Here is a 25,918-nt window from a genome sequence, read left to right as displayed (position 1 = left end):
GAACAAAGCCTTCTATACGTAAATATATGCTTATTTTCGCCCCATGATCAAGCTTAGTATTTTAGGTACCGGCAATGTGGCCACTCACTTATTCAAGGCTTTTTTACAGGCCGACGGCGTAAAGGTCGTAGAAGTTGTCGGCCGGAACGAAGAAGCCCTATCCAAGTTTGCAACACAGGTCCAAACGTCTTCCGATTTTTCGGCACTAGCGGACGCCGATATTTATATTATCGCAGTAAGTGACAACTCCATAAAAACTGTATCAGAGCTTCTTACGGATAAAAATAAATTGGTGGCGCACACCTCCGGAAGCACCCCCATGGAAGAACTTTCGCGACACAAAAGAAGCGGGGTCTTTTATCCTTTACAGACTTTTAGTCCGTCCAATCCGGTCGATTTTAGCAAGGTGCCGATTTGTGTAGAGGCCAAAAACGAGAAAGACTTAAATTTATTAAAGGAACTCGGGGCCCGCATCTCCGAAAGTGTGTATGAGATAGGGACCGAAGAGCGAAGAAGCCTTCACTTGGCCGCCGTTTTTGTAAACAATTTTACCAATCACCTATACCATATAGGCGCACAAATTTGCGAAGAGAACAAGGTTCCATTTAAAATTCTGGCCCCCCTCATTCAGGAAACCGCAAAAAAAATAGAGACCCTTTCACCTTACGCCGCGCAGACCGGACCGGCCAGGCGAAACGACTCCAAAACGATCACGAAGCATTTAGAACAAATAAAAAATCCCGAGTTCAAAACAGTTTATGAACTCCTGAGCAAATCAATACAAACAACTTATGGAAAAGAGCTATAAAGAGTACCTTAAAGATATAGATACCTTTATTTTTGATGTTGACGGTGTATTTACCGATAGCACCTTAGTGATAACCACCGATGGCGAAATGCTGCGACGCATGAGTGTCAAAGACGGTTACGCCGTAAAGACCGCCCTGAAAAAAGGTTATAAGATCTGCGTTATCTCCGGAGGTACCAACGAAGGGGTACGTAAGCGTCTGCAAGCCTTGGGAGTCACCGATATCTATTTGGGGGCCCACCATAAAATGGAGGTATTGGAAGAGTACATGGACATTCACGGCATCGATACGAGTACCCTGTTGTACATGGGCGATGACATTCCCGACATCCCCCCCATGCAAAGGGTAGCCCTCCCAACATGCCCTCAAAACGCGGTGCCCGAAGTAAAGGCGATATCAATGTACGTTTCCCATAAAAATGGCGGCGAAGGTTGTGTCAGGGACGTCATTGAACAAGTACTGAAAGTAAAGGGCGATTGGGCCGGCAATTTTAGCGCAGCAAACGATTGATTATGCTAGACCTGAAACACCACACCCTGATATTGGCCAGCGGTTCCCCTAGAAGACATCAATTTTTAAAGGAAATGGGACTCCCCTTCGAGGTCCGGCTCAAATCGGTCGACGAGGTGTATCCCCCTGAGTTAAAGGGAAGCGAAATCAGCGATTATTTGGCCCAACTAAAAGCCAGTGCCTTTAAAGGCTCCTTGGCCCCTGGGGAAATACTGCTTACCTCCGACACCGTAGTTTGGCACAAGGGCGTATCATTGGCCAAGGCAGCCGATGCCCAAGAAGCTTTTGAGATGCTCAAGGCCCTTTCCGGTGATTGGCACGAAGTCATTACCTCGGTCTGTTTTACCACTTCCAGCTCACAAAAAGTTGTCCACCAGGTGACACAGGTGAAGTTCAGGGAACTATCCGACGAGGAAATCAAATACTATATCAACACCTACAAGCCCTTTGATAAGGCCGGGGCATATGGCATTCAAGAATGGATAGGCCTAACAGGCATTGAAGAGATAAAAGGATCGTACCCCAATGTAGTAGGACTCCCTACCCAATTGGTATACAAAACGTTAATTGAAATGGTCAAGTAGTTCTTTTTGATTATTTTTAAACAAAACTACTATCCTATGAAAACTGCAATACCGAAAGGCTTATTGACCATACTTCTTGCCCTATGGGTTTCATCTGTCCAATCTTGTAAGGAAACCAATAAAAATGAGGAACAAGCTATGGCCCTTCATTCCGAAAAGGCCCAGAAGCTCCCCAAAAAATCCCTCTCGGAAGAATTTAAAGCCTATTGGTACGCCGGTGATGCCGAGATTACATCCTATAAACTAGAACTGGCTCGTTATGGCGAAATCCGGGATGGCAAATCGGTCCTTATATATGTCACCGAGCCTTTCTTGAAAGAAAAGCAAGTGAAAGCGGACGAAAACCATCCTGACAATATCCCCGTACTAAAACTCAACGCGACCAAAAAATACCTTACGGGCATCTACCCCTACTCAATAATGACGAGTACCTTTTATCCGGTACACGATAACGACCATGCAGTCAAGGTTTCATTTTCGGCACAAGAGTGGTGCGGACAGGTATATGCTCAGCTGAATAATCGGGAACAATTTGATATTACATCGCATTCCTATTTCGAAAGCGAGGCCGACCAAGACTTCAAACTAGAGAAAACCATACTTGAAAACGAGCTTTGGAACAAAATCCGGATCTCTCCTGAAAGTTTACCTACGGGAGATTTGACCATTATCCCCTCGTTGGAATATATTCGCTTGTCCCACAAAGAATTAAAACCATATAAGTCAACTGCCAGTCTAAGTAGCAAAGACGGCATTTCCACTTACGAAATAACCTATCCCGAGCTAGAAAGAAGCTTAAAAATCAATTTTACGACCGCTTTTCCGCATAGTATCGAAAGCTGGTCCGATACCTTTTCGAGCGGTTTTGGCAAGAACGCAAAAATTATGACTTCTACGGCTACGAAAATCAGCACATTAAAAACGCCCTATTGGCGACAAAACGGAAATAAGCATATATCTTTGCGCGATAGTTTAGGCCTATAGTTAGTGCTATGCAAGAATTTCTTTTTTCCTACAGACACGAATTGATCGGAACCGTCATTACCTTTGGCCTGCTGATCATTCTAAAATTTATAACCGATAAGACTATTCGTAAAATCGGCAGGATCAGTGATATTGTCGAGGCAAGAACCCTGTTGATCACCAAATATGCATCCACCTTATGGACTGTAATCGGTTTTGGTGTCATCTCATTTATTTGGGGCGTTAACTTTAGGGAAGTAGGCCTCGTATTTTCTTCGGTATTTGCGGTTATAGGGGTGGCCCTATTCGCCAGTTGGTCTATTTTGAGCAATATAACGGCAGGTGTCATCTTATTTTTCTCCTTCCCGTTTAAAATTGGCGATCGAGTGAAGATCATGGATAAGGACATGGAAATTGAAGAACCTTTTTTAATAGAGGATATAAGGGCTTTTCATGTGAGTTTACGAAAGAAAAATGGCGAACTCCTCATCTATCCGAACAACCTGATGATGCAAAAAGCGGTTACGCTTATCTATAATTCGGAGGACGATCCTGACGGTAGTGAGGAAGCCTAGTGCCCTAGAGGATTCTTTAGTGCAACAAGAGGGAAATCTATTTTGTTAAAGAAGTTTTAAAAAAGCAGTCGAGCCCTTTAAACTTTCTATCTTTGGTATGGTGCCACCTCTACTAAATAGTGGCTTCTACCGAACAAAAACCAACTTTATGCGCTATTTTCTAGTATTCTTTACAGGAATACTTTTATCATCGTCCCTGATCGTTGCACAAAAACCCGAGCAACGGTCCTCTTCCGAAATATACCATTCTCTGGAAAAATTAAACTTTTTGGGTACCGCGCTTTATATAGCGGCCCACCCCGATGATGAGAATACCCGTTTGATTTCCTATCTCTCGAACAAGCTTAAGGCTCGTACGGGATATCTTTCGTTGACGAGGGGCGACGGAGGCCAGAATTTGATCGGTTCGGAACTTCGTGAGCTGTTAGGGGTCTTACGTACACAAGAACTTTTGGCGGCGCGGCGCATTGACGGCGGGGAACAGTTTTTTTCGAGGGCCAATGATTTCGGCTACTCCAAACACCCTGATGAAACCTTAAAAATATGGAATAAGGAAGCCGTATTGGGCGATGTTGTCTGGGCTATCAGAAAATTCAAACCCGATGTGATTATTAACCGTTTCGATCATAGGAGTCCCGGTACCACACATGGGCACCATACCTCTTCCGCCATGTTGAGTTTTGAGGCCTTTGACCTCGCTAATGACAAGAATGCCTATAGCGATCAATTAGAACTCACCGAAACTTGGCAACCCAAAAGGTTGTTTTTCAACACTTCGTGGTGGTTTTATGGCAGCGAGGAAAAATTCAAAAAAGCGGACAAGTCCAACATGGCCCATTTAGACATTGGCACCTACTACCCTATTTTAGGAAAATCGAATAACGAGATCGCCGCTTTGGCGAGTAGCCAACACTTGTGCCAAGGCTTTGGCCGATTATCACAAAGAGGCTCAGAAAACGAATATATAGAGTTGTTGAAAGGAACGATGCCGAAAAATTCGGGCGATATTTTCGAAGGTATCGACACTTCTTGGTCTCGCGTATCGGGTGGTAAAGCCGTTGGGGATATTTTGTATGAAGTGGAAAGGAACTTTGACTTCACCGACCCATCAAAACATCTGCCCCAATTGGTGGCTGCATACGACTTGCTTCAAAAAGTAGACGACCCTTATTGGAGGAAGCTTAAGACAGAGGAATTAAAAGACATCATTGCCGATATAAGCGGCCTATACCTCGAAGCTTCAGCGGAAACGGCTTTGGCCAATCCAGGAGGAAAGGTTAAAGTAAACATTGAAGCCGTTAATCGTAGTTCCGTGCAAATGAAGTTAAAAAATATATCTATTTCTTCTTCAGATGCCCGTATTGCCCCTTCCATCCCCTTAGCGAACAATAAAAAGGAAACTTTTGAAATCGAATTGCAGATTCCAAAGACCACAGAATTCACCAGTCCGTATTGGTTAAAGGAAAAAGGGAGTTTGGGCATGTACAAGGTAGACGACCAAAAACTTATCGGCAAGCCCGAAACCCCACGCGCCTTTGTGGCCAAATTTGATATTGAACTAAGCGGTCGCACCATAGCATTTGAACGCCCCGTTATACACCATTATGCAAAACCTGACAAGGGAGAGCTATTTCAGCCCTTTGAAGTGCTGCCCGAAGCTACCGCCCGATTTAACGACAAAGTCTTGATCTTTGCGGATGGCAAGTCTAAAAACATACCGGTGACCATCAGGGCCCATGCCGATAATATCAAAGGCGAGCTAGAACTGCAGCATTCGAAGGGATGGAAGGTAGATGTGGCATCGCAAGCCTTTGAAATTGCCAAAAAAGGCGACGAGCAGACCCTTGTTTTCACCTTGACCCCACCGGAAAACGAAGATGAAAGTTATATTTCACCGATCATAAAATTAAACGGGAAGCAAATCTCCAAGGAATTGGTGACCATAGCCTACGACCATGTTCCTACCCAGTCGGTATTGCTACCTTCAGAAGCCAAGGTCGTACGTTTGAACATTAAAAAATCGGGGCAACATATCGGCTATATTGTAGGGGCCGGCGATGAAGTTCCCGAAAGTTTGAGACAAATTGGTTACATTGTACATATTATTGAGCCCAATACGATTACTAAGGGCTCCTTAGACAAGTACGATGCAATCGTTGTAGGCATTCGGGCCTATAACGTGGTAGAGGAACTGAAATTCAAACAGCGTTATCTTTTCGACTACGTTGAAAACGGAGGTAATCTGATCGTTCAGTACAATACGGCCAGCAGACGAGGTAAGCAACTTGAAAATTTGGCGCCCTACCCCATCACCTTATCCCGTGATAGGGTAACGGATGAAAATTCAGAAGTAAAGATATTGGCCAAAAAACACGCACTTATGAATTACCCGAATACGATCGGCCAAAGTGATTTTGAGGGATGGGTACAGGAACGCGGACTTTATTTTCCAAATGAATGGTCCAAGGAGTTTACACCTGTTCTCTCTATGCACGACAAGGGGGAATCTCCGAAAAAGGGAAGCCTTTTGGTGACACCTTACGGAAAAGGGAACTATATCTATACCGGATTGAGTTTCTTTAGGGAATTGCCCGCCGGTGTGCCAGGGGCCTATAAGTTGTTCGCCAATATGCTTTCTTTAGAAAAGAACGTACAACCCACCAAATTGAATTAAATACTATGTTAGACAAGTTCGATTGGAAAAAGGAATATTCGCTAGTACTCATACTGAACATCGTATACGTGCTGATTTTTTGCTATTTAATGACCGCTTTTACGTAAATGGGAACATTAGACTGGATTATTTTATCGAGTACACTGCTGTTCATTGTGGCCTACGGCGTATATAAGACCCGTGGCAGCAAAAACGTGAACGATTATGTCGGTGGTGGGAAGGATGCCAAATGGTGGACCATAGGTCTGTCTGTTATGGCCACCCAGGCCAGTGCCATTACATTTTTATCTACGCCAGGGCAAGCCTTTCACGATGGTATGGGCTTCGTTCAATTCTATTTCGGACTCCCCTTGGCGATGATCATCATATGTTTGGTCTTCGTGCCTATATATCACAGGCTGAAGGTATATACGGCCTATGAATTTTTAGAGAATCGATTTGATTTAAAAACACGCTCCTTAGCGGCCATTCTATTTCTGATCCAACGCGGCTTGGCGGCGGGTATCACTATTTTCGCGCCCTCCATCATTCTTTCTGCCGTGCTCGGATGGGACTTACGCACCCTTAACATCATTATCGGGGTGCTCGTTATCATTTATACCGTTTCCGGAGGAACCAAAGCGGTAAGCGTTACCCAAAAGCAACAGATGTTCATCATCATGACGGGTATGTTCATCACGTTCTTCTTTATCCTCGGTTACCTGCCCGCCGATATCAACTTCGGAAAGGCCCTTAAAATAGCCGGTGCCAGTAATAAATTGGACATTGTGGACTTCAGCTTTGATACCAAAAGCAGATATACCTTTTGGAGTGGCATTACTGGAGGACTCTTTTTGGCCTTGTCGTACTTCGGAACCGACCAAAGCCAAGTACAGCGTTACCTTTCGGGAAAATCATTGCGCGAAAGTCAACTAGGGTTAGTCTTTAACGGTATTCTAAAAATACCTATGCAGTTCTTTATCCTTTTGGTGGGGGTTATGGTATTTGTATTCTACCAATACAATCCCTCCCCCTTGAATTTCAATCCTGCGGCTACCGAAGCGGTTATGAATTCTGAATACGCCGACGACTATAGCATTCTACAAAAGGGACAAGAGCGTTTGGAAGAAGAAAAGAAAATGGCCCAACACAAATTTTCTGCGGCCCTTGAATTAAAGGAATACAGCGTGGTCGAAGAGGCCAAATTGCAAATCATCAGCCTTAACACCAAAGACAGTACCAATCGCGCCGCGGCCCGAGCCCTGATCAAACAGGCCGATGACATCGTCGAAACCAATGACAAGGATTACGTTTTTATCCATTTTATCCTTAACAACCTACCTAAAGGACTCATAGGTTTACTCCTCGCCGTCATTCTTTCGGCGGCCATGTCTTCAACGGCATCGGAGCTGAACGCCCTAGGTACCATAACGGCCCTTGACCTATACAAAAGGAATGCGAAGGCCGACTTGGGCGAGGCCCATTACGTAAAGGTCACCAAGGGATTCACCCTGCTATGGGGAATCATAGCCATATTCATTGCCAGTATCGCCAACCTTTTTGACAACTTGATCCAACTGGTGAATATTATCGGCTCCATCTTTTACGGTAACGTACTTGGTATTTTTCTATTGGCATTTTTCTTTAAGTTCGTAAAGGGCAACGCCGTATTTTTTGCCGCCCTGTTGACCCAACTTATAATTTTCGTACTCTTCTATAACCTTATCTATATCTACCCTACCGGGGAAGAAAAACTAGGCTATTTATGGTTGAACTTCATAGGTGCGGGCATGGTAATTCTAATGGCCCTTGTCTTTGAAGGCTTCGACCGCTTACTGAAGAAACCGCCGATAGAATCCTCCAATACATAGATACTAGGGAATACGACTTGCTTTGTATTTTCACAAGCCATAAAAAAATCCCGGCTCCTTAACGGAACCGGGATTTTTTATAGCTTATAAAGTAAAGGCTTGTTTAGCGCTTCCACTCTTCGATTGATTCGGTATTCATTTTAACGTAATCATCGTTACCTGCTTCCTTCGCTTTTTTCAAGGATTTTTTAGCGGTTTTGATAGCTGCCTTTTTATCCCCTGACTTAGCTTGGATAAGCGACTGCTGACGCAATTGCCAAAACGCAGGCTCTTCGATCATTGACATGGCCTTGTCCATCCACTCGGAAGCCTTTTTAATGTCTTTTCCTTCACTTGAATAATACACGGCCGCTCCATAGTAATCATCGGCCTTAGGGCTTCCTGCCATAGTCTTTTCGATACTTGCCATTACCTTGCTGTCGGTTGGAAACTCAACAGGCACGGCCACATAGGTTCTTTCCCACATCAATCCTAAATTTGCGGTGTTGGTACCCAAGTCGTCCCAAGTAATCGTAAAAGTTTCGATATCGACAGGCAATTGATACACCTGCGCCGTAGTTTTTGCGGCTACCTTGCTATCATCCCATTCTTTAGGTGTTCCCCCTCCATCGGCTTCCGTATAGAAGAAAACTTCCCAAGAGGTTTTTCCTGGTTTTGTGTAAAGGGCATAAGAACCCGCCTTGAGCTCTTGTCCGTCTACTTTTACGTCGTCGCTAAAGGTGACTTTGGTTCGGGCATTGGCACCGGTTCTCCAAAGTTTACCGTACTCCAAAAGTCCTCCAAAAATCGTCCTTCCACGCATAGAAGGCCTTGAATATTCAACGGTTACCTCGGTCAAACCGACGGTCTGCTGCAACTTAGAGGCCGGGCTCGGTGCCGGCGTCGCAATCTGGGCCTGCATTGTAACAGAAGCAAGCATTACACTCGCTAAGAATAGAATTTTTTTCATTTTGAATTAATTTTTAGATTTTTACAAATCTAAATATAAACCCCTCCTAATCTGTTAACAAACTCTTAAATAAAGCCGAATTATGGGGCGATAAAAGCCCGGGAAAGCACCTCGTTCTCCAGAACCAATGTAACAAAATAAAGTCCCGTCCTTAATCCTGAAATATCTATTGAATTACTATCGATACGACTGCCCAATGTATAGGCCATACGCCGGCCCGAAGCATCGTATAAAGCCCTTCCCAAAACCCTATCGTCATGACTTAAACGATATTCCAAAAACGGACTGCCGAATTGTTTTTTCAAGATCAATCTATCTGATGGAAGTCCATCCGTTTCTGGGTCGGGCCCTCCTATTATAGGATCGACCGCTCCTTCATCTTCCCCTTCGTCAATTGACTCTTGATTTTCTTCCTGCCCTTCTTCCTCTTCTTCCTCTTCTTCAGCCTGTTCTTCCTCTTCCACTGGCTCCTCCTCTTCTTCGGTATCTACAGGGTCGGTTGAAAACGCATATAATTTTGACTTCAGTAAAAAACCAAGGTCCGCTCTTTCAAAACGCTCCGAACTCAGGAAATAGGTTTCGGCATCCACTTGGGCAATACTCTCTATTTGTGCCATGTTCACGTCTACTTTCAGCCGTTCAACGGGCCCTTCAAAAATATTGGTTTTGCTTGCCCCATCGATCTTGTACAAGAAAGGGGAAAGACTTGGACTATATCCCACAAGATAGAGTTGCCCGGATACGGGGTCATAATCGGCCCCCGTGACCAAACCATCCACAGCATATCCATCCAGTCTTTTGGCCTTATAACTTCCGGGTTCGATGGGCACGGCATAGGCCACCGTTCCTTGGGTATTCCATTGTTTGGTCAGCACGACCAGCTGGTCTTCCATAACAAACAAGGCCTCGGCATCCCAATCGCTATTCCCGTTGTTTTCAAAACTCGTTTGGTCTTCGTAGCTAAACTCAATTTTTTCGGCCATCAGGGTATTCGATGTCAAATAATCGGATTTGGCAATTCGATAAATGGCCAGGTTTTCCCTGGTTCCGTTATTATTACCAAAATCACCAATGTAGATAAAGGTTTCATCTTGGGCGATATCTTCCCAATCGTGGTTGGATACGTTCCCTATGGTTACGGTACGGCTTATGGTAAGCGAAAGGGTATCGATTTCATACAGCTCGGGCAAGTTTCCCGAATCGTTATGGGTAATCAGTCGATCATTAAAAAAAAGGAGTCCCGAACTTTCAGACAGGCCATCGGGCATCTCGCCTACTTCCCTTATGGCTTCTTGGGCCGACAGGGATAGACCGATAAAAAAAAGCGCCAGAAACAATCTTTTCTTTCCCATAATCCGGTTCTGAGGGAAATGTACAAAATCAAAACCAATATTCCATCCTCCTTATTTCATTTAAAATCAAGAAGTCCCGTAGGAGTGTCGTATACCGATGATGTTATTTTGTTTATCAATAAAGCAAAATTATTAAACAAAATACAGCTATATTTGTATATGAAGTTATACCAGTTACACGCCAAACAATCGCTTCCGATAACTCCGGAAGCCGCTTGGGCATTTTTGGCCGATCCAAAAAACCTAAAAATCATCACCCCCGAACACATGGGTTTTGAAATATTGTCTGGCGACGACCGGCCCATGTTTTCCGGACAGATCATTCACTATACGGTTTCCCCCTTTAAAGGCTATACTACCAAATGGGTCACCGAGATTACCCATGTACAGGAAGGAAAATACTTTGTAGACGAACAACGTTTTGGCCCCTATGCCTTATGGCATCACAAGCACTTTATCAAAGCCGTTGAAGGTGGTGTGGAAATGGAGGATATCATCGATTACAAAATTCCTTTTGGCATCTTTGGTCGCCTTGCCCACCCTATTGTTGTCAAACGACAGCTGCAGCAGATTTTTTCCTATCGGGAAAAAAAGCTGATCGAACTCTTCGGCACCCTAGAAAACGGAAGCAGGGAACTTTACTTTAGATCCTTTTAAACCTAAGCGAGAGATGAAAAAAAATATACTATTAATCGGGGGTTCATACGGTATCGGACTTGAATTGGTAAAACAACTTCAGAACGAATATTCCGTATATGTAGCCTCTCGAAGTTTTGGACAACTAGGTAATACCAACGCCATACACCTGCCTTTTGATAGTAATAATGATACTATCGACACCACTGCCCTTCCCGACCAACTGCACGGCTTTGTATACTGCCCCGGCTCTATCAACCTAAAGCCCTTTCAGATGATGGGCCTAGATAATTTTGAAACGGACATGCAACTCAATTTTTTTAATATGGTCAAAGTGGTAAAAACTATTTTACCTTTAATGGACGTGAGTAGTTCCATAGTACTTTTTAGCACGGTAGCCGTGGGTACGGGTATGCCCTACCATACGAGCATCGCTGCCGCCAAGGGGGCCGTTGAGGGTTTTGCCCGTTCATTGGCCGCGGAATGCGCGCCCAATATTCGGGTCAACGTAATTGCGCCTTCCTTGGTAGATACCCCATTGGCCAAGCGCCTGTTGAACAATGATAAAAAAATAGAAGCCATGTCGCATAGACATCCGCTAAAGCGCATCGGAAAAGTAGAGGATATTGCCAGTGCCGCCGCTTTTTTACTCAGTGAAAAAAGTACATGGATCACCGGTCAGGTCATGGGAGTGGATGGTGGAATGTCAACCTTAAATTTAAGCTAAGCTTATGTCGGATACAATTTCCATATTTTGGTTTCGAAGGGATTTACGCCTAGACGATAACTTGGGCTTTTTTGAAGCCCTGAAAGGCAATCATGCCGTTATGCCCATTTTTATATTCGACAAGGAAATTCTTGAGAACCTCCCAAAAGATGATGCCCGTGTCACCTTTATCTTTGAACGCCTCCAGGCCATGCGCGATACCCTTCAAGATGATAACCACAGTTCCATAGCCCTATATTACGGTACTGCGGAATCCGTTTTTAAAAACCTTCTTGAAACCTATACTATCGATGCCGTGTATACGAATCACGATTACGAGCCCTATGCACAAAAACGAGATCAGGCCGTAAAAGAACTTTTAGCCTCAAAAGAGGTTGGTTTTCATTCGTTTAAGGACCAAGTCATTTTTGAAAAAGACGACATTCTAAAGAACGATGGCGACCCCTATATTGTTTATACCCCCTATAAAAACAAATGGAAATCACTTTTTGAAGCCGATAAGCACTTAAAGATCCATTACACCAGCACCTATAGGGACCATCTCCTTCGAAATACCCGTTTACCCAATCTTAGCCTATCGGATATGGGCTTTGAGACCTCTTCCATACAAGTGCCCGATTACACCCTTACCCCAACCTTGGTAGCGGAGTATGAAGATACCCGAAACTATCCGGCCATTGAAAACGGCACTTCCCGTTTAGGTCCCCATCTGCGATTCGGTACCGTTTCGGTTCGAAAGATGATGAAAAAGGCCATAGCCGAAAAGAATGAGGTCTTTTGGAACGAATTGATCTGGCGTGAGTTTTTTATGCAGATCCTATGGCATTATCCTAGAACGGTGCATGAGGCCTTTAAAAAGAAATACGATCGCATATCATGGAGGAACAATGAGGGTGAGTTTGAAAAATGGAAAAAGGGGGAAACCGGATTTAAGCTGGTCGATGCCGGAATGCGTGAACTCAATGCTACCGGATATATGCACAATCGCGTACGTATGTTGGTAGCCAGTTTTCTATGCAAGCACTTACTCATAGACTGGCGCTGGGGCGAAGCCTATTTTGCCGAAAAGTTGTTGGATTATGAAATGAGCAGCAACGTAGGTAATTGGCAGTGGGCCTCAGGTAGCGGTGTGGATGCCGCACCCTACTTCCGTATTTTTAACCCAATGACGCAGGTCGACAAATTTGACAAAGACCATACCTATATCTCCAAATGGGTCCCCGAACACAACACTAAGGAATACGCCGATAAAATGGTCAACCATAAGGAAGCCCGTGAACGGTGTTTAAGCACCTATAAGGAAGCCTTAAGCTAAGGCCATTGTCCAACTTTCGCTTAACGTGAAAGTTGTCGCTCTAACTGACGCTTCTCGGCCATACGGTATTTCAGTATGTTTACATAACGTAAGGCCTCTCCGTTATTATAATCGGTATACGATTTTGAAGCCCATTCCATGGCCTTTTCAAGATCGCCGTTGATTTCATTGATGATGGCCATATTATAACAGGCCCTACCCGCTACCTTGGCATCGGGGTTGCTTACTTCTTTTTCCCATAGTGCGGCAGCTCCGTCCCAATCTCCGGTCTGGGCGCGTCTTTTGGCCACAACAAAATTGTCGGTTCCTTTTACGAAATAATCCCTTGAAATTCTTTTATGTAACGGACGCACATCGTAACCGTATGAATTACCGATATGGCTACTGCGTTGTATAACGGCTTCCTTCCTCCCTATTACCGCCTCAACGGCTTTCATGGGGTTGACCCCTGATCCTACCGATGTAACATAATCATTGGCGATATACTCATCCAAGATCAACTTACTCTGTGGATCGTACACCCTCCAACCGTTTTTAATGGCGGTATTGAGTGTTACTTTATGCCCCGGTAAAGAAGCCTTTATTCCAAGGCTATTGGGAATGGTCACCGTAGTCGCCTCATAATTCACCTTGGTCTCGGTATCGTAAAATTCCAAAGAGAAAAGTACGTCTACATTATTGGCTTCACAGATTTCCTGAACATCTTGCCAGTTCAAGGCCGCGGGAAAAACCCCTAAACCCTTTCTTTGCACATCGATATCGTTAATGATGGTAATATTCTCAAAACGTTCGTTACGGGTAAGCTCATCAAAGAGTCCCGTTACCGCAGATTCGGCACCTTCCTTGTCAAGGTTAAGCCCTTCGAGCGATAAGACCTTGTCTATTTTATCGACTACCTTATTTTCTTCTGAGGGAATACTCCTATTGATCAGCCCAATGCGAACGGCATTGGAGGGCAAAGTAATTCGGGCGGGTTCCGTAGCCCCCATCGTAAGTTTGTTGGTCGATGCACAACTAGAAAAAAGTAGTAGGATAACACATGCGGAAAACAATCGGTTAAGATTTCTCATGGGACAAAAGTTATATCGTTAGGCTTTTCAAAATTTTTTAGAAAAGCAAAGTAGGTTCGATATTAAACTAAAAGCGCCCCCAATTATTGCCTCAGGCCTAGCTATGACCCATAAACTCGACCAACAACACTACAAAGTAGGGGAAATCTTAAAAAACCGGACTTTAAAATCCTTACTTACAGCTATCCACCCCCTGGTTTTAGTTCCACATTAAAATGCTTTTGTATCTTACGTCCCGTTACAATAAGGTGCTGGCCCAGTGGCAAGCATTTCCATAAACCATACTTTAGTCCTTACCCATGAAAAACCTATTCCTTGCCCTCTTTTTTGTTACCGGCGTCCCCCTCTGTGTTCAAGCGCAGACTTTCGATTTTAAAATCGACCATTTTGCCTTGGTCGTTGAAGATTCTGATGTAAGCGCCGACTTTTATGCCAACATCCTAAAACTGGAGGAAACTCCCCACCCGGATAAAAAGCCCGGTTTTCGCTGGTTTATTGTAAGTGGAAATTCTCAGATCCATCTTATAGAAAAAGATTTCGCCCCTTTTGAAAAGAACAAATCGATGCACCTGTGCCTTTCTACCCAAGATTTGGATGGTATGATCGCCCACTTGGAAAAGAACAACATTCCGTATTGGGACTGGCCCGGAGAGCAAAACGCGGTTACCCTGCGTTCCGACGGTGTGCGTCAGATTTACATTCAAGACCCCGACAAGTATTGGATAGAGATCAATACCGCAAAGCACTAAAACACAAAAAGAGGCCACATGGGCCTCTTTTTTTATTCTCTCTAAACGATTAAAACGTTTATTTGATGTTGTACCCTGGGGCCAGAATACCTTCCCCAACTTCGGGATGCCTCTTGAGGTAGGCCGCAACAAAGGGACACAAAGGTGCTATTTGCTTTTTTTCCTTCTTCAAAAAATCGAGCACTTTCCCTACTAAGGCACTTCCTACACCTTGACCTCCCAATTCAGAAGGTACTTCGGTGTGGGTCAGATAGACAATATCCTGTTTTGAAACCATGTATTCCACAAAGGCGATATGCCCGTCAACATCTATTTCAAACCTAGCCTTCTCACCTTTCTTATCCACTAAGGGTATCTGGGAATAATCTCTTTTTTCCATGGTAAAACACACTAATTATACTCGGGAAATCTTGGCGCCGATAGCACGTAAGCGTGTATCGATGTCTTCGTATCCACGATCGATCTGTTCAATATTGTGAATGGTAGACGTACCCTTTGCGGATAGTGCGGCTATCAACAAGGAAACCCCTGCCCTAATATCGGGAGACACCATGGTCGTAGCCTTTAAGGTCGATTTAAAATCGTGGCCGATTACCGTGGCGCGGTGTGGATCGCAAAGAATGATCTTGGCGCCCATGTCGATAAGTTTGTCCACAAAGAACAAACGGCTTTCAAACATTTTTTGATGGATCAGCACTTCACCTTTGGCCTGGGTGGCCACTACCAAGATAATACTCAATAGATCGGGAGTGAGTCCCGGCCAAGGCGCATCGGCTATGGTCAAAATGGAGCCATCGATATAATTCTGTATTTCGTATCCGTTGGTATGTGCGGGAATAAAGATATCATCGCCCTTCTTTTCCAAGGTAATGCCCAACTTTCTGAAGACAGTGGGAATTTGTCCTAGGTCGTTCCAACTTACGTTCTTAATCGTCAATTCGCTTTTGGTCATAGCGGCGAGGCCGATCCAGCTTCCTATTTCGATCATATCGGGAAGCATGGTATGATCCGTTCCCCCTAAGGATTCTACCCCCTCAATTTCCAATAGGTTCGAGCCTACACCGGAAATCTTGGCGCCCATACGGTTCAACATTTTACACAGCTGTTGCAAATAAGGCTCACAGGCCGCGTTGTAAATGGTCGTTTTTCCTTCGGCCAAAACGGCGGCCATCAAAATATTGGCCGTACCTGTTACCGAAGCTTCATCGAGCAACATATAGGTGCCCTTTAATTTTTTGGCCTCGACCCCGTAAAAGTATTCTTCCTTGTTATATCTGAACTTGGCCCCTAATTTTATAAATCCTTCAAAATGGGTATCCAAACGACGCCTACCGATTTTATCACCGCCGGGCTTAGGGATGTATCCCTTTCCAAAACGCGCCAACAAAGGTCCGACCAACATAATAGATCCACGAAGTCCGCGACCATCTTCCTTAAACTGGTCCGACTGTAGGTAATCTAAATTGATGTCGTCAGCCTTAAAGCTGTACGATCCCTTTGCCTTCTTTTGGATTTTTACGCCCAAATCTTCAAGCAATGCGATCAGTTTATTGACATCTACTATATTAGGAATGTTGTGGATCGTAACAGTGTCGTTGGTAAGCAATACGGCACATAGTATTTGTAAGGCTTCGTTTTTAGCGCCTTGTGGCGTGATTTCACCAGAGAGTTGGTGACCGCCTTCAATTTTAAAGGTACCCATGTAAGATTGAGGAGTGTTAATATCGCTTTTTACCGCGATTGTTATTGTTGCGTTGGTTATTTTTCTTTCCCGAGTTGTTGTTTCTTGGGGTTTTTGCCACCCTGTTCTTCAAGAACTGGCCACTATCGGTAAGACTCTCTCCCGTCAGGTCTATTTGACCGTCACTAAGTTCAAGAAGATGCTTGAAAATAGCCTTATCGTCTACCGTGTCTTTATTCCAGTTCAGGTAACATTTTTTCATGTGGTTGGCAATGGCGTATTCCAATCCATCGCGCATATCGCCTTTTTCCCATTTTACGGCCACATCGATCATACGTTTGATGTTGTTTCCGTAGAAACGGTATTTCGGGAAATTCTGAGGATATTCCAAAGGCTCGGGACGCTGTCTCAAGACCTCTTTACTGGTAATGGGAAAGGGCGACTTTACATCCAATTTAAAATCGGACATAATGAATAACTGGTCCCATAATTTATGTTGGAAATCGGGTACGTCCCTTAGGTGTGGCTGAATATTTCCCATGACGCTAATAATCGCCTGGGCCACTTTGTTTCTTTCTTCGTCGTCTTCTATGGAAATGGCGTGATCCACCATTTTTTGAAAATGACGTCCGTATTCTGGAATGATCAATTTTGACCGTTCCGTATTATATTCTAGGTTTTCTACTAAATTCAAATTGAAAAGTTTTGCTTAAAAAATAAGGAAGTGTTCTTATAACGTCTGCAAATTAAGAAAATTATGGGTCAAATACTATTTATAGGCTGATAACCCCCTTAACCTTGCCCACTTCCTTGTATTTTGCTATTACATCGTCAGGGTTTTTCATGTTTACCGTAATCGACAGACTGGTGTACTTTCCGTTCTTGGAACGCTTCGATTCGATTACGGCACCGGTATTGTCGAATATCTTATGGATCCGGTCTACCTTTGATGCATCGCTCTGTACAATAAATTTATAGAGGTAATTGGAAGGCCAAGTGGTACTCTCCCCTAATTGCTCACGCAAGCGTTTATAGAACGCTTCTGGATTCTCATTTTCCATATTACGATTTTGTACAAAGGTAACGGTTCGGGCCCAATTTTAAAATCATTCGGGAATGATTACTTTTGCAAGAATAAGATTTAACTATTGGAGCTTAAAAAAGTAGTCATTACAGGCGGCCCGAGCACGGGCAAAACTTCGGTCATAGAACATTTGGAGAGCAAAGGCTTTCCCTGTGTGCACGAGCTTATACGTAGTATGACCCTCTCTGAAAAGAAGGAAGCGGGCAATACCGATTTTTCGGTCAACCCCATTGTTTCGGTCAAAGACCCGAAAAAATTCAACCAACAGCTTTTGGAGGGACGGATAAAACAGTATACCGATGCGGGGAACACCGTGGGCGAAGTCGTCTTTTTTGACCGTGGCATACCCGATGTACATGCTTATATGAATTGTTTCGGACAGGAATACGACGAAGCCTTCGAGCGGCCATGCCACATCTATCGCTACGACAAAATACTTTTGATGCCGCCATGGAAGGAAATCCACGTAGTGGACAACGAACGTTTTGAGTCTTTTGAGGAGGCCGAACGTGTTTATGAATATCTCAAGTCTACCTATGAAAAGGTCGGCTACCCTATTACCCTTGTCCCCAAAGGAAGCATAGAGGAACGTACCGAATTTATCTTAAAACAGCTAAACCTATACTAATGCACGAAGACCCGATATCCATTTTACGGCAATATTGGGGCTTTGATAGTTTTAGAGGGTCCCAAAAACAGATTATCGACGCCATTTTAGACCGGCGGGACGTATTGGCTTTGCTGCCTACGGGCGGCGGAAAATCGATTTGTTTTCAAGTGCCGGCCATGGCGCAAGAAGGACTCTGTATTGTGGTCTCTCCCCTTATCGCCCTGATACAGGACCAAGTGGAAAACTTGAGAAAAAGGGGAATCAAGGCCATAGCCCTTACGGGAGGCATTCCCTTTAACGAACTCTTGGACCTGTTGGACAATTGCCTTTACGGCGGGTATAAATTCGTATACCTATCGCCCGAGCGCCTGCAACAGGAATTGGTACAGGAGAAAATCCGCCAGATGAACGTAAACCTGGTAGCCATTGACGAGGCCCACTGTATTTCACAATGGGGCCATGATTTTAGGCCTGCCTACCTAGAATGTGCCGAGATCCGCAAACTTTTGCCCCAGACCCCTGTGGTAGCCCTGACCGCTACCGCTACCCATAGGGTGGCCGACGATATCGTAGAGAGCTTGCATTTGACCGCCCCTATTATCGTTAGGGATTCCTTTGCAAGAAAGAACATTGCCTTGAAGGTACTTTGGGAAGAAGATAAACGCCATCGTCTGGTAGAACTGTGTTCACAGGCCCGGAAGAGCGTGATTATCTATGTAGGCACACGCCGGGGCACCGTAGAGCTCTCCCAGTTACTGAATTCCAAAGGCTGTAGCGCCACCTTTTTTCATGGGGGAATAACCAAAAAGGAGAAAACCCAGCGCTTAGAGCTCTGGTTGAACAACAAGGTGCAGGTTATGGTCGCCACCAATGCCTTTGGTATGGGCGTAGACAAACCCGATGTTTCCTTGGTGGTGCATTACCAGATTCCCGACTGCCTAGAAAACTATTACCAAGAAGCAGGCCGGGCCGGCCGTGATGGCCAGGCCGCACAAGCCGTGCTCATTACGAACGCCAATGACGAGCAACAACTCAAAAACCAGTTTTTGAGCGTACTGCCCGATACGGCCTTCTTAAAAAAGATATACAACAAGCTCAACAATTACTTTCAAATAGGATACGGCGAGGGCAGTAATGAAACCCTGCAGTTCAATTTCAACAAATTTGTGAGTACTTATGGACTGAATTCGTTTTTGGCCTACAATGCCCTCCGTATATTGGACCGTAATTCCGTCATTGCCCTTTCCGAGGCATTTTCAAAGAAGACCACGGTGCAGTTCATTTCGAGCAAAGAAACCATATTCGACTATATCGATACCCACAAGGCCTCGGCCGATGTCATCCAGACCATCTTAAGGACCTATGGGGGTATTTTTGATTTTGAGACAAAAATCAACACCCATTTATTGGCCAAAAAGACCAATAGCTCCGAAAAACGGGTGCTCGAAGTACTGGAACAAATGAAAAAAGACGAGGTCATTACCTACGAATCACAGCATAGCGATCTAGAGATTACCTTTCTTGTACCCCGTGAAGACGATCTTGTTATCAATGTTTTTGCGAAAAAGGTAGAAGAGCAAAACCGCATCAAAACCGAAAAGGTATTTCAGATGCTGGACTATATAAAAAATAATAAGGTATGTAGGAGCCGACAGGTTCTGGGTTATTTCGGGGAAGAAGACACCCAAGATTGCGGTGTTTGCGATGTCTGTTTGTCAAAAGCCCGATCTGACCGACCTGATTACGGACGTATTCAGAAAGACATCGCGGCCTTATTGCAAAAGGGGCCCTATAGTTCAAGGGCATTAATCGCCCATACATCGCACGAACAAAAAGAGGTATTACATGTTTTACGGGCCATGCTCGAGAACGGAAAGATTCAAATAAACACCAAGAACGAGTACCAGTTGACCTGATGTGGCCAGACCTACTCTTATATAACGATATAATAAATACGATATACGAATGAAAGATTTACGCATAGTCTTTATGGGAACCCCAGAGTTCGCCACAACCATTTTGGCAAAACTGGTCGAAAACGGCCATAAGGTGGTAGGGGTCATTACCGCACCGGACCGACCCGCCGGCCGGGGCCGAAGCCTGCAGCAATCACATGTAAAACAATATGCCGTTGAAAAAGGGCTTAAAGTCTTACAGCCCACCAACCTGAAGAACGAAGCGTTTTTGGCCGAGTTAAAGGCCCTGAACGCCAACATACAGGTAGTCGTGGCATTTCGAATGTTGCCGAAGGCCGTTTGGGCCATGCCCGAATACGGTACTTTTAACCTGCACGCATCGCTATTGCCCGATTATCGCGGTGCCGCCCCCATCAACTGGGCCATTATAAACGGGGAAAGGGAAACCGGGGTCACCACATTCTTTATAGACGATAAGATCGATACCGGGGAAATCATATTACAGGAAAAAACGGAGATCGAAGAAGATACCACCGCGGGTGAACTGCACGACAAATTGATGGTCATGGGCGCCGACCTGGTATTAAAGACCTTAAAGCTTATTTCGGAAGATAAGATAAGTACGGTGGCACAGCCCCAGAACAAAAAACTAAAAGAAGCCTTTAAAATACATAAGGAAACCTGCCAAATCGATTGGCAAAAACCCATGGATGCCATTTACGATCATATTCGTGGACTTAGTCCCTACCCTGCCGCATGGACCCATCTAAAAAACGGGGAAGAAGAGATTTTTGTAAAAATCTACGAAGCGATGAAGGAAAAAACGCACCACGATTTAAGGGTGGGCGACATCGTGTTCGATAAGAAGGAAATGAAAGTGGCGGTCGAAAACGGGTTTATCAAGCTCCTAGAAATACAGCTTCCGGGCAAGCGAAAAATGAAAACCAAGGATGTTTTAAATGGTCTGAAAATCGAAAAAAACGCCCAAATGGCCTAAACCCCCACCACCATTGGGCTGCGAGAAGCGTAAAAAAAGCCCTACTTTATCAACAAACGCCTATAGTTATTAACAAAAACATGGATTTCATCCCTTTTTACTTGCGTTCGACACAAATCCATATAAATTTGTTCAACATTAAAATTCGTTTAACAACAATTAATTATTTAAATTATGAACAAAACAGAATTAATCGATGCAATGGCAGCAGATGCCGGCATCACTAAAGCCGCAGCCAAAAAAGCATTAGAGTCTTTCTTAGGAAACGTTGAGGGTTCTCTAAAAAAAGGTAACCGAGTTTCTTTGGTTGGTTTTGGATCTTGGTCAGTATCTAAGAGAAATGCAAGAGAAGGAAGAAACCCATCAACTGGAAAAACCATCAAAATTGCAGCTAAGAACGTTGTTAAGTTCAAAGCAGGTTCTGATTTGGCAAATTCAGTAAACTAGTAGTCGTTTAGACCACAATATAGAAAGGCGTCCACATTGTGCGACGCTTTTTTTATTTCCCCTTGTTTGGTTTTTATAAGAAATGTCTTATTTTAGATAATAATAGTTTACAAAACCATGGTAGAACTTAAACCAACTAAGGGCAAACTCCTAATCGCCGAACCGACCTTGACCGGTGACGTTTCCTTTAACCGTTCGGTTGTTCTTTTGGCGGAACACAACGATGAAGGTTCTGTTGGATTTATCTTGAACAAACCTTTGGAATACAGTATCAGCGACCTTATCACCGAGATAGAGATTCCTTTTCAAGTCTATAACGGAGGCCCTGTAGAACAAGACAACCTATATTTTATCCATAAGGTACCCGAACTCATTACCAATAGCATAGAAATCTCCGATGGGATTTATTGGGGCGGTGACTTTGAGAATACGATCCAACTGATCAATAAAAAAGTAATTTCGGAAGAAGACATCCGTTTCTTTTTGGGCTACTCGGGCTGGTCTTCCCTACAACTCGACCAAGAGCTCTCGTCTAGATCGTGGATAGTGGTCGAAAACGATTATGAAAGCGCCCTTATCCATAAATCGGCGGATGCCTTTTGGAAGGAAAAAATGGTAGAACTGGGCGGTAATTACCTCCTATGGTCCAACTCCCCTGAAAACCCTAGCCTGAACTAAAGGCCTCTATGCGAGTCTTGCTATGGCATTTAGTTTGCCCAGCAGCTCCTTGGCCACCTTGTTCCCAAATTCTTTTTTACGGTACTTTGTAATGGGGCGTATGCCCACTACACTATTGGTTACAAACAACTCATCGGCCTTTTGTAGTTCAAAGGGCGATATGGATGCTTCCTCAAAATCGAAATTTTCGAGTTTAGAAAGTATCTCGATCATTTTTTTACGCACGATTCCGTTCAGGCAACCATCTTCTAGAGGTGGGGTCTTCACCTTTCCATCCTTCACCAAAAAAACATTGGCGTTCAATGATTCTACGATCTGTTTGTCGTTATTGAGCAAAAGACAGTTTTGATAGCCGTTTTCTTCGGCAAAAATACTACCCACCACATTAATGATCTTATTATTGGTCTTTAGGGTCGAAAGCATATCGCGATTCACATAGAAATCCTTGAAAAGTTCTACTTCATACGGACTTTCGTCTACCACATAAAAGGCCTCTTTTAGGGGCGCTACCTCGATGATATATGAAATATCGTTGGTTAAGGGGGTGTAGAGGCCGCCATCGTTTCGGTGGACGGACAATCGCACCCGGAGCTGTTCGCCTATACCCTCGTTGGCCGCAATGGTCTTTTTGATTTCCTCCTCCAAAAATTCCATGGTAAAATGCATAGGGATTTCCATACGGAGGATACGCATAGATGCCATAAGCCTAAGATAATGGTCTTCCCAAAAGAACAACTTTCCCCCGACCATTCTCATGGTTTCAAAAAGAGCGTCGCCATAGCGTAGTCCGCGATTGTTATGGTTTAAAAAATTCGTGTTTTTTCCTAAAAGGTCTCCGTTGTAGTTTACCATAAAAAAAGTCCCGATAATTATCGGGACCAAATATAAGGTGATATTAATAATTTAAGGTTATACAGAGCCCAAAACCTGTTTGAGATCACTTACCTGGTTACGCCAAAGCATCTTAGCTTCGTCAACTTCATCCTCTTCGGCAAAATCGGTTATAAAAAGGGATACGTCTTTAGTGATTTCGTCTACTATGATCTTCATTTCAAAATATGAATCATCATCGTTATCGACCCATGTGAACCGAACGAACTCATCACTTTTACGTTTCAATAATTTGGCTTCTTCTTCAGAGCCATCCCATATAAAACTGAACATTTCACCTCTGGAGTTCACGTTATCGGCAAACCATTCGGAAAGCCCTGATGGAGTTGACAAATACTGGTATAGCAACTGTGGCGAGGATTGTACTACAAATTCTAGTTCAAATTTTATTTTATCGTCCATTCTTTAGTGTTTTCTTTGGGCAATATATAGATTTCCTTATGATAAAAAAATAAAACGCATAGAATAATTTTTTAGCAAAGAATTGTTGAAGAACAAAAATAAACTTTATATTTGCAGCCGCTTTCAAATAACAACGCGGCGAGGTAGCTCAGCTGGTTAGAGCGTCGGATTCATAACCCGGAGGCCGAGGGTTCAAGTCCCTCTCTCGCTACAAGGTTCAAAACCTGCAAAAAAAACGGTTTGTGTAGAAACACAAGCCGTTTTTTTATGCCTTTAGTTTCCGTTCTTTAGAAAGCCACTCCCTTACAAAATGCTTTTTTATTGAATTCTATCTTTGGCGCTCCGAAATTATATTCCTGCAAAATGGCCCCGGCCCTATATGGTGATTTCTAAGTTGGAGATTGCCCTATTCACTTTGATGTTGCCTTGTTTTTTTTTGGACATGTCCGTGTAGAAAGGCTAAAAAAGAAAGCAAGCGAGCGAAGAATTACTTAGCCACCAAATTCTAGACATTATAAGATTGTACGAGTGCGCTTATTTCCTTCTTCCTTGCTCCCAGCCTATTTTTAATTCTATCGGGGTTCTAATGCATTCATATGCGTAATTGAAGCCATTAGCCGGGCTTTTGTTCCAACAACCTCGTCAGATCATGGCTGTACACGCAAGAATTAAGTCCTCCTTGTGTAAAACGCCTTAACTAGACCGAGGGTTCGGTATCGACTGTTGCCTCTAAAACCGATTCTACGGGATCGGATAGGTTCTCAAAAAGGTCATAACCGGTCAAGCTTTCTATGTTGTCTACCGTGGTTTTGAATTGAATCCAATCCGTATTGATGTCTTGGTCATTGGGAACCAGTACGGCAATCACCCTTGTGGAGGTGGTCACACGTTGAATATCATTGCTTCCATTAGGCAAGATCAAGGCTACTTTCCAGAAGGCATCCGGTACGTTTATCTCCCCATTTGATATGGTGTTTGCCGCCCCCTTACTTCCCGAGCCCCCGGTTCCTAGCACTCCGGAAATGATATGGACTTCATTACCTTCCAAGGTCAACGAACGCAGATAGTTCTCAAGATTGGCCCATGACCTCTGGTTATTGTCCGGTGCCTGCGGTGCGATATTGGTCATATAATAGGTATTCTCATTGGAGTCCTCGCTACCATTACGGTCTGCCGAAGGACACAAATGCCCTCGGTCAAAGCCCGAATTGGTATAGTCGCTGGTGGTCGCCCTAAAGAAAGTATTGGGCAGGGTGGTATCCGATTTAAAACAGTTACACCTTGAGGTAGTACCCGTCCATGCCGTACTCAAATGCCAGCTAACCCAATTGGCCGTTCCATTGCTATTATTGTAGGAAAGGCTAAAATCCGGTTTTGAGAGGAAGTAATTATCGGGCGAAGATGCGGCGTTGGAGGGATTGCCAAAGGTTAGGTTACTATCCATAGACGGGTTATCGCCTCCACCCGATGTATTTATATCAATTTCAATATTATCGATATTGATCCTATTGGCCCCGCCAGAAACCTTATAGATTCCGTACCGAACGCTTTGCGTTTCATTTACCTCAAATGTCACCGTATTCAAGGTGGTGGAATCCGTTGTTATGGTATCCCCGACAAAGTACCAGCTTGCACCGTCATCGTAGGACGCTACCAACCTCCAATCCGATGGGCCATTATTACCGTAGGCCGCATGGCGTACAAGAACGCTGCTCGCGCCATTCTCCATATTAAAACTCATGGTCAATGCCCCGCTATTCCTAATTCGCACCGACTTGGCCCCAAACTTTCGATCATTGGCCAAAGCCCCTAAAAGGGCATCGTCAAGATACCACTCCCCTGAAGGGGATAAAGTTACACTGCCCGCCGCATAACTTCCCTTGCTGCCCGATTCAAAGGTTTCGGTAAAACCGACCACCTTAGCCACTAAGCCCTTGGGTTTGTGTTTATGTGGCCCCTGATTATCATAGTAATACGTAGGTACATCCAATTCGCCATTAATGGCAAGTCCTTCTAAAGGAACTTCCTGGGCCGTATAAGGATCGGGACGGTAATCCTCTTTAGAACAAGCAACGAAAAAAAGAGAGGACAGAACAAAAAGAGCAAGGTAATTCGGGGCGAAATACTTCATAGGGCTATTACTTTATATCGTACAGTGTAGTACGACATAAAGATAATGTAATATTTTACTTACTTATTACTAGGGCGATATTAAAGTTTTACTTGTTTGCGTAATTGCTAATTTGTTTAGAGCTTGGGATGAAGCCATGATAGTCATACCATGCCATTAACTATGCCTGGTCTTTCTAAAAAAACGACAGCCTCAGTTAAGCCGACCTCAGATAAAACAAGGACAAAATATTTTAAGAAAACCACTTAATTACTTCTTCGCCCAAGTTTTCATTTAGCTTGTCCCCGCTAAGGACATTTAATCTTCCAATTGCGCATT

The 25,918-nt window shown here is 44.0% G+C and carries 26 protein-coding genes and 1 tRNA gene; 17 read left to right on the top strand and 10 right to left on the bottom strand.

Annotated features, from left to right (window positions below; translation table 11 throughout):
* The first annotated feature begins 43 nt into the window (after positions 1–43).
* The 7 genes from ZOBGAL_RS18745 to ZOBGAL_RS18715 all read left to right on the top strand — a co-directional run bounded on the left by ZOBGAL_RS18745 (position 44) and on the right by ZOBGAL_RS18715 (position 7,965).
* Entirely contained in the window at positions 44–808 is a 765-nt protein-coding gene (locus ZOBGAL_RS18745; protein WP_013995310.1) for a Rossmann-like and DUF2520 domain-containing protein, read from the top strand.
* Positions 792–1,319 (top strand): KdsC family phosphatase, encoded by a 528-nt coding sequence (locus ZOBGAL_RS18740; RefSeq protein ID WP_013995309.1) that lies wholly within the window; start codon positions 792–794, stop codon positions 1,317–1,319. The genes ZOBGAL_RS18745 and ZOBGAL_RS18740 overlap by 17 nt, the downstream gene beginning before the upstream one ends.
* A gap of 2 nt (positions 1,320–1,321) precedes the next feature.
* Positions 1,322–1,903, top strand: coding sequence for a Maf-like protein (locus tag ZOBGAL_RS18735; protein ID WP_013995308.1), 582 nt, complete (start codon positions 1,322–1,324; stop codon positions 1,901–1,903).
* Between the two features lie 36 nt (positions 1,904–1,939).
* A complete protein-coding gene (locus ZOBGAL_RS18730; protein ID WP_013995307.1) occupies positions 1,940–2,887 on the top strand; it encodes a hypothetical protein in 948 nt (315 codons plus the stop codon).
* Between the two features lie 8 nt (positions 2,888–2,895).
* Positions 2,896–3,441, top strand: coding sequence for a mechanosensitive ion channel family protein (locus ZOBGAL_RS18725; protein WP_013995306.1), 546 nt, complete (start codon positions 2,896–2,898; stop codon positions 3,439–3,441).
* Positions 3,442–3,589: 148 nt separating this feature from the next.
* A complete protein-coding gene (locus ZOBGAL_RS18720) occupies positions 3,590–6,115 on the top strand; it encodes a PIG-L family deacetylase (protein WP_013995305.1) in 2,526 nt (841 codons plus the stop codon).
* Between the two features lie 107 nt (positions 6,116–6,222).
* Positions 6,223–7,965 (top strand): sodium:solute symporter, encoded by a 1,743-nt coding sequence (locus ZOBGAL_RS18715; RefSeq protein ID WP_013995303.1) that lies wholly within the window; start codon positions 6,223–6,225, stop codon positions 7,963–7,965.
* Positions 7,966–8,068: 103 nt separating this feature from the next.
* Here the strand turns inward: ZOBGAL_RS18715 and ZOBGAL_RS18710 are convergent, their stop codons facing one another.
* Together ZOBGAL_RS18710 and ZOBGAL_RS18705 are read right to left on the bottom strand one after the other, a co-directional pair.
* The gene (locus tag ZOBGAL_RS18710; protein ID WP_013995302.1) at positions 8,069–8,914 is read right to left on the bottom strand and encodes a DUF2911 domain-containing protein; all 846 of its coding nucleotides are present in this window, start codon (positions 8,912–8,914) and stop codon (positions 8,069–8,071) included.
* Positions 8,915–8,994: 80 nt separating this feature from the next.
* Positions 8,995–10,266 (bottom strand): T9SS type A sorting domain-containing protein, encoded by a 1,272-nt coding sequence (locus tag ZOBGAL_RS18705; RefSeq protein WP_013995301.1) that lies wholly within the window; start codon positions 10,264–10,266, stop codon positions 8,995–8,997.
* 159 nt (positions 10,267–10,425) lie between these two features.
* Between ZOBGAL_RS18705 and ZOBGAL_RS18700 the strand changes: the two genes are divergently transcribed.
* The 3 genes from ZOBGAL_RS18700 to ZOBGAL_RS18690 are packed head-to-tail and all read left to right on the top strand — an operon-like array spanning position 10,426 to position 12,944.
* Positions 10,426–10,923 carry an SRPBCC family protein gene (locus tag ZOBGAL_RS18700; RefSeq protein WP_046288082.1) on the top strand — a complete coding sequence of 166 codons (498 nt, stop codon included), beginning with the start codon at positions 10,426–10,428 and terminating at the stop codon, positions 10,921–10,923.
* Between the two features lie 13 nt (positions 10,924–10,936).
* The gene (locus ZOBGAL_RS18695; RefSeq protein ID WP_013995299.1) at positions 10,937–11,629 is read left to right on the top strand and encodes an SDR family NAD(P)-dependent oxidoreductase; all 693 of its coding nucleotides are present in this window, start codon (positions 10,937–10,939) and stop codon (positions 11,627–11,629) included.
* Between the two features lie 4 nt (positions 11,630–11,633).
* Positions 11,634–12,944, top strand: a complete 1,311-nt coding sequence (locus tag ZOBGAL_RS18690) for a cryptochrome/photolyase family protein (RefSeq protein ID WP_013995298.1) — start codon at positions 11,634–11,636, stop codon at positions 12,942–12,944.
* A gap of 20 nt (positions 12,945–12,964) precedes the next feature.
* On the opposite strand, the gene ZOBGAL_RS18685 is transcribed toward ZOBGAL_RS18690, so the two are convergent.
* Positions 12,965–14,014: a DUF6340 family protein gene (locus ZOBGAL_RS18685; protein ID WP_013995297.1), complete on the bottom strand. Its 1,050-nt coding sequence runs from the start codon at positions 14,012–14,014 to the stop codon at positions 12,965–12,967.
* 299 nt (positions 14,015–14,313) lie between these two features.
* Between ZOBGAL_RS18685 and ZOBGAL_RS18680 the strand changes: the two genes are divergently transcribed.
* Entirely contained in the window at positions 14,314–14,763 is a 450-nt protein-coding gene (locus ZOBGAL_RS18680; protein WP_013995296.1) for a VOC family protein, read from the top strand.
* 58 nt (positions 14,764–14,821) lie between these two features.
* Here the strand turns inward: ZOBGAL_RS18680 and ZOBGAL_RS18675 are convergent, their stop codons facing one another.
* The 4 genes from ZOBGAL_RS18675 to ZOBGAL_RS18660 form a co-directional block, all read right to left on the bottom strand.
* Positions 14,822–15,142 (bottom strand): GNAT family N-acetyltransferase, encoded by a 321-nt coding sequence (locus ZOBGAL_RS18675; protein ID WP_013995295.1) that lies wholly within the window; start codon positions 15,140–15,142, stop codon positions 14,822–14,824.
* A gap of 15 nt (positions 15,143–15,157) precedes the next feature.
* The gene (murA, locus tag ZOBGAL_RS18670) at positions 15,158–16,465 is read right to left on the bottom strand and encodes a UDP-N-acetylglucosamine 1-carboxyvinyltransferase (RefSeq protein ID WP_013995294.1); all 1,308 of its coding nucleotides are present in this window, start codon (positions 16,463–16,465) and stop codon (positions 15,158–15,160) included.
* A gap of 16 nt (positions 16,466–16,481) precedes the next feature.
* A complete protein-coding gene (locus ZOBGAL_RS18665; RefSeq protein WP_013995293.1) occupies positions 16,482–17,138 on the bottom strand; it encodes a DUF4290 domain-containing protein in 657 nt (218 codons plus the stop codon).
* Positions 17,139–17,217: 79 nt separating this feature from the next.
* Positions 17,218–17,505, bottom strand: coding sequence for a DUF493 family protein (locus tag ZOBGAL_RS18660; RefSeq protein ID WP_013995292.1), 288 nt, complete (start codon positions 17,503–17,505; stop codon positions 17,218–17,220).
* An 87-nt stretch (positions 17,506–17,592) separates the two neighbouring features.
* On the opposite strand from ZOBGAL_RS18660, the gene ZOBGAL_RS18655 reads away from it, so the two are divergent.
* From ZOBGAL_RS18655 to ZOBGAL_RS18635, 5 genes are all read left to right on the top strand, one after another.
* Positions 17,593–18,156, top strand: a complete 564-nt coding sequence (locus ZOBGAL_RS18655; protein WP_013995291.1) for an AAA family ATPase — start codon at positions 17,593–17,595, stop codon at positions 18,154–18,156.
* Positions 18,156–20,054 (top strand): RecQ family ATP-dependent DNA helicase, encoded by a 1,899-nt coding sequence (locus ZOBGAL_RS18650; protein WP_013995290.1) that lies wholly within the window; start codon positions 18,156–18,158, stop codon positions 20,052–20,054. The genes ZOBGAL_RS18655 and ZOBGAL_RS18650 overlap by 1 nt, the downstream gene beginning before the upstream one ends.
* Before the next feature lie 49 nt (positions 20,055–20,103).
* Complete coding sequence (gene fmt, locus ZOBGAL_RS18645; protein ID WP_013995289.1) at positions 20,104–21,051, top strand: methionyl-tRNA formyltransferase; 948 nt, start codon at positions 20,104–20,106, stop codon at positions 21,049–21,051.
* Between the two features lie 174 nt (positions 21,052–21,225).
* Positions 21,226–21,498, top strand: a complete 273-nt coding sequence (locus ZOBGAL_RS18640; protein ID WP_013995288.1) for an HU family DNA-binding protein — start codon at positions 21,226–21,228, stop codon at positions 21,496–21,498.
* Positions 21,499–21,615: 117 nt separating this feature from the next.
* A complete protein-coding gene (locus tag ZOBGAL_RS18635) occupies positions 21,616–22,176 on the top strand; it encodes a YqgE/AlgH family protein (RefSeq protein WP_013995287.1) in 561 nt (186 codons plus the stop codon).
* A 6-nt stretch (positions 22,177–22,182) separates the two neighbouring features.
* Here the strand turns inward: ZOBGAL_RS18635 and ZOBGAL_RS18630 are convergent, their stop codons facing one another.
* Positions 22,183–23,028: an aminotransferase class IV gene (locus tag ZOBGAL_RS18630; protein WP_013995286.1), complete on the bottom strand. Its 846-nt coding sequence runs from the start codon at positions 23,026–23,028 to the stop codon at positions 22,183–22,185.
* A gap of 57 nt (positions 23,029–23,085) precedes the next feature.
* Positions 23,086–23,469 carry an START-like domain-containing protein gene (locus tag ZOBGAL_RS18625; RefSeq protein WP_013995285.1) on the bottom strand — a complete coding sequence of 128 codons (384 nt, stop codon included), beginning with the start codon at positions 23,467–23,469 and terminating at the stop codon, positions 23,086–23,088.
* A 137-nt stretch (positions 23,470–23,606) separates the two neighbouring features.
* On the opposite strand from ZOBGAL_RS18625, the gene ZOBGAL_RS18620 reads away from it, so the two are divergent.
* A tRNA-Met gene (locus tag ZOBGAL_RS18620) sits at positions 23,607–23,680 on the top strand.
* A 486-nt stretch (positions 23,681–24,166) separates the two neighbouring features.
* On the opposite strand, the gene ZOBGAL_RS18615 is transcribed toward ZOBGAL_RS18620, so the two are convergent.
* The gene (locus tag ZOBGAL_RS18615) at positions 24,167–25,600 is read right to left on the bottom strand and encodes a DNA/RNA non-specific endonuclease (protein ID WP_013995284.1); all 1,434 of its coding nucleotides are present in this window, start codon (positions 25,598–25,600) and stop codon (positions 24,167–24,169) included.
* Positions 25,601–25,918 lie beyond the last annotated feature (318 nt).

The sequence above is a fragment of the Zobellia galactanivorans genome (genome assembly GCF_000973105.1).
Classification (GTDB): domain Bacteria; phylum Bacteroidota; class Bacteroidia; order Flavobacteriales; family Flavobacteriaceae; genus Zobellia; species Zobellia galactanivorans.
This window is presented reverse-complemented; position numbering and strand designations above follow the sequence as displayed.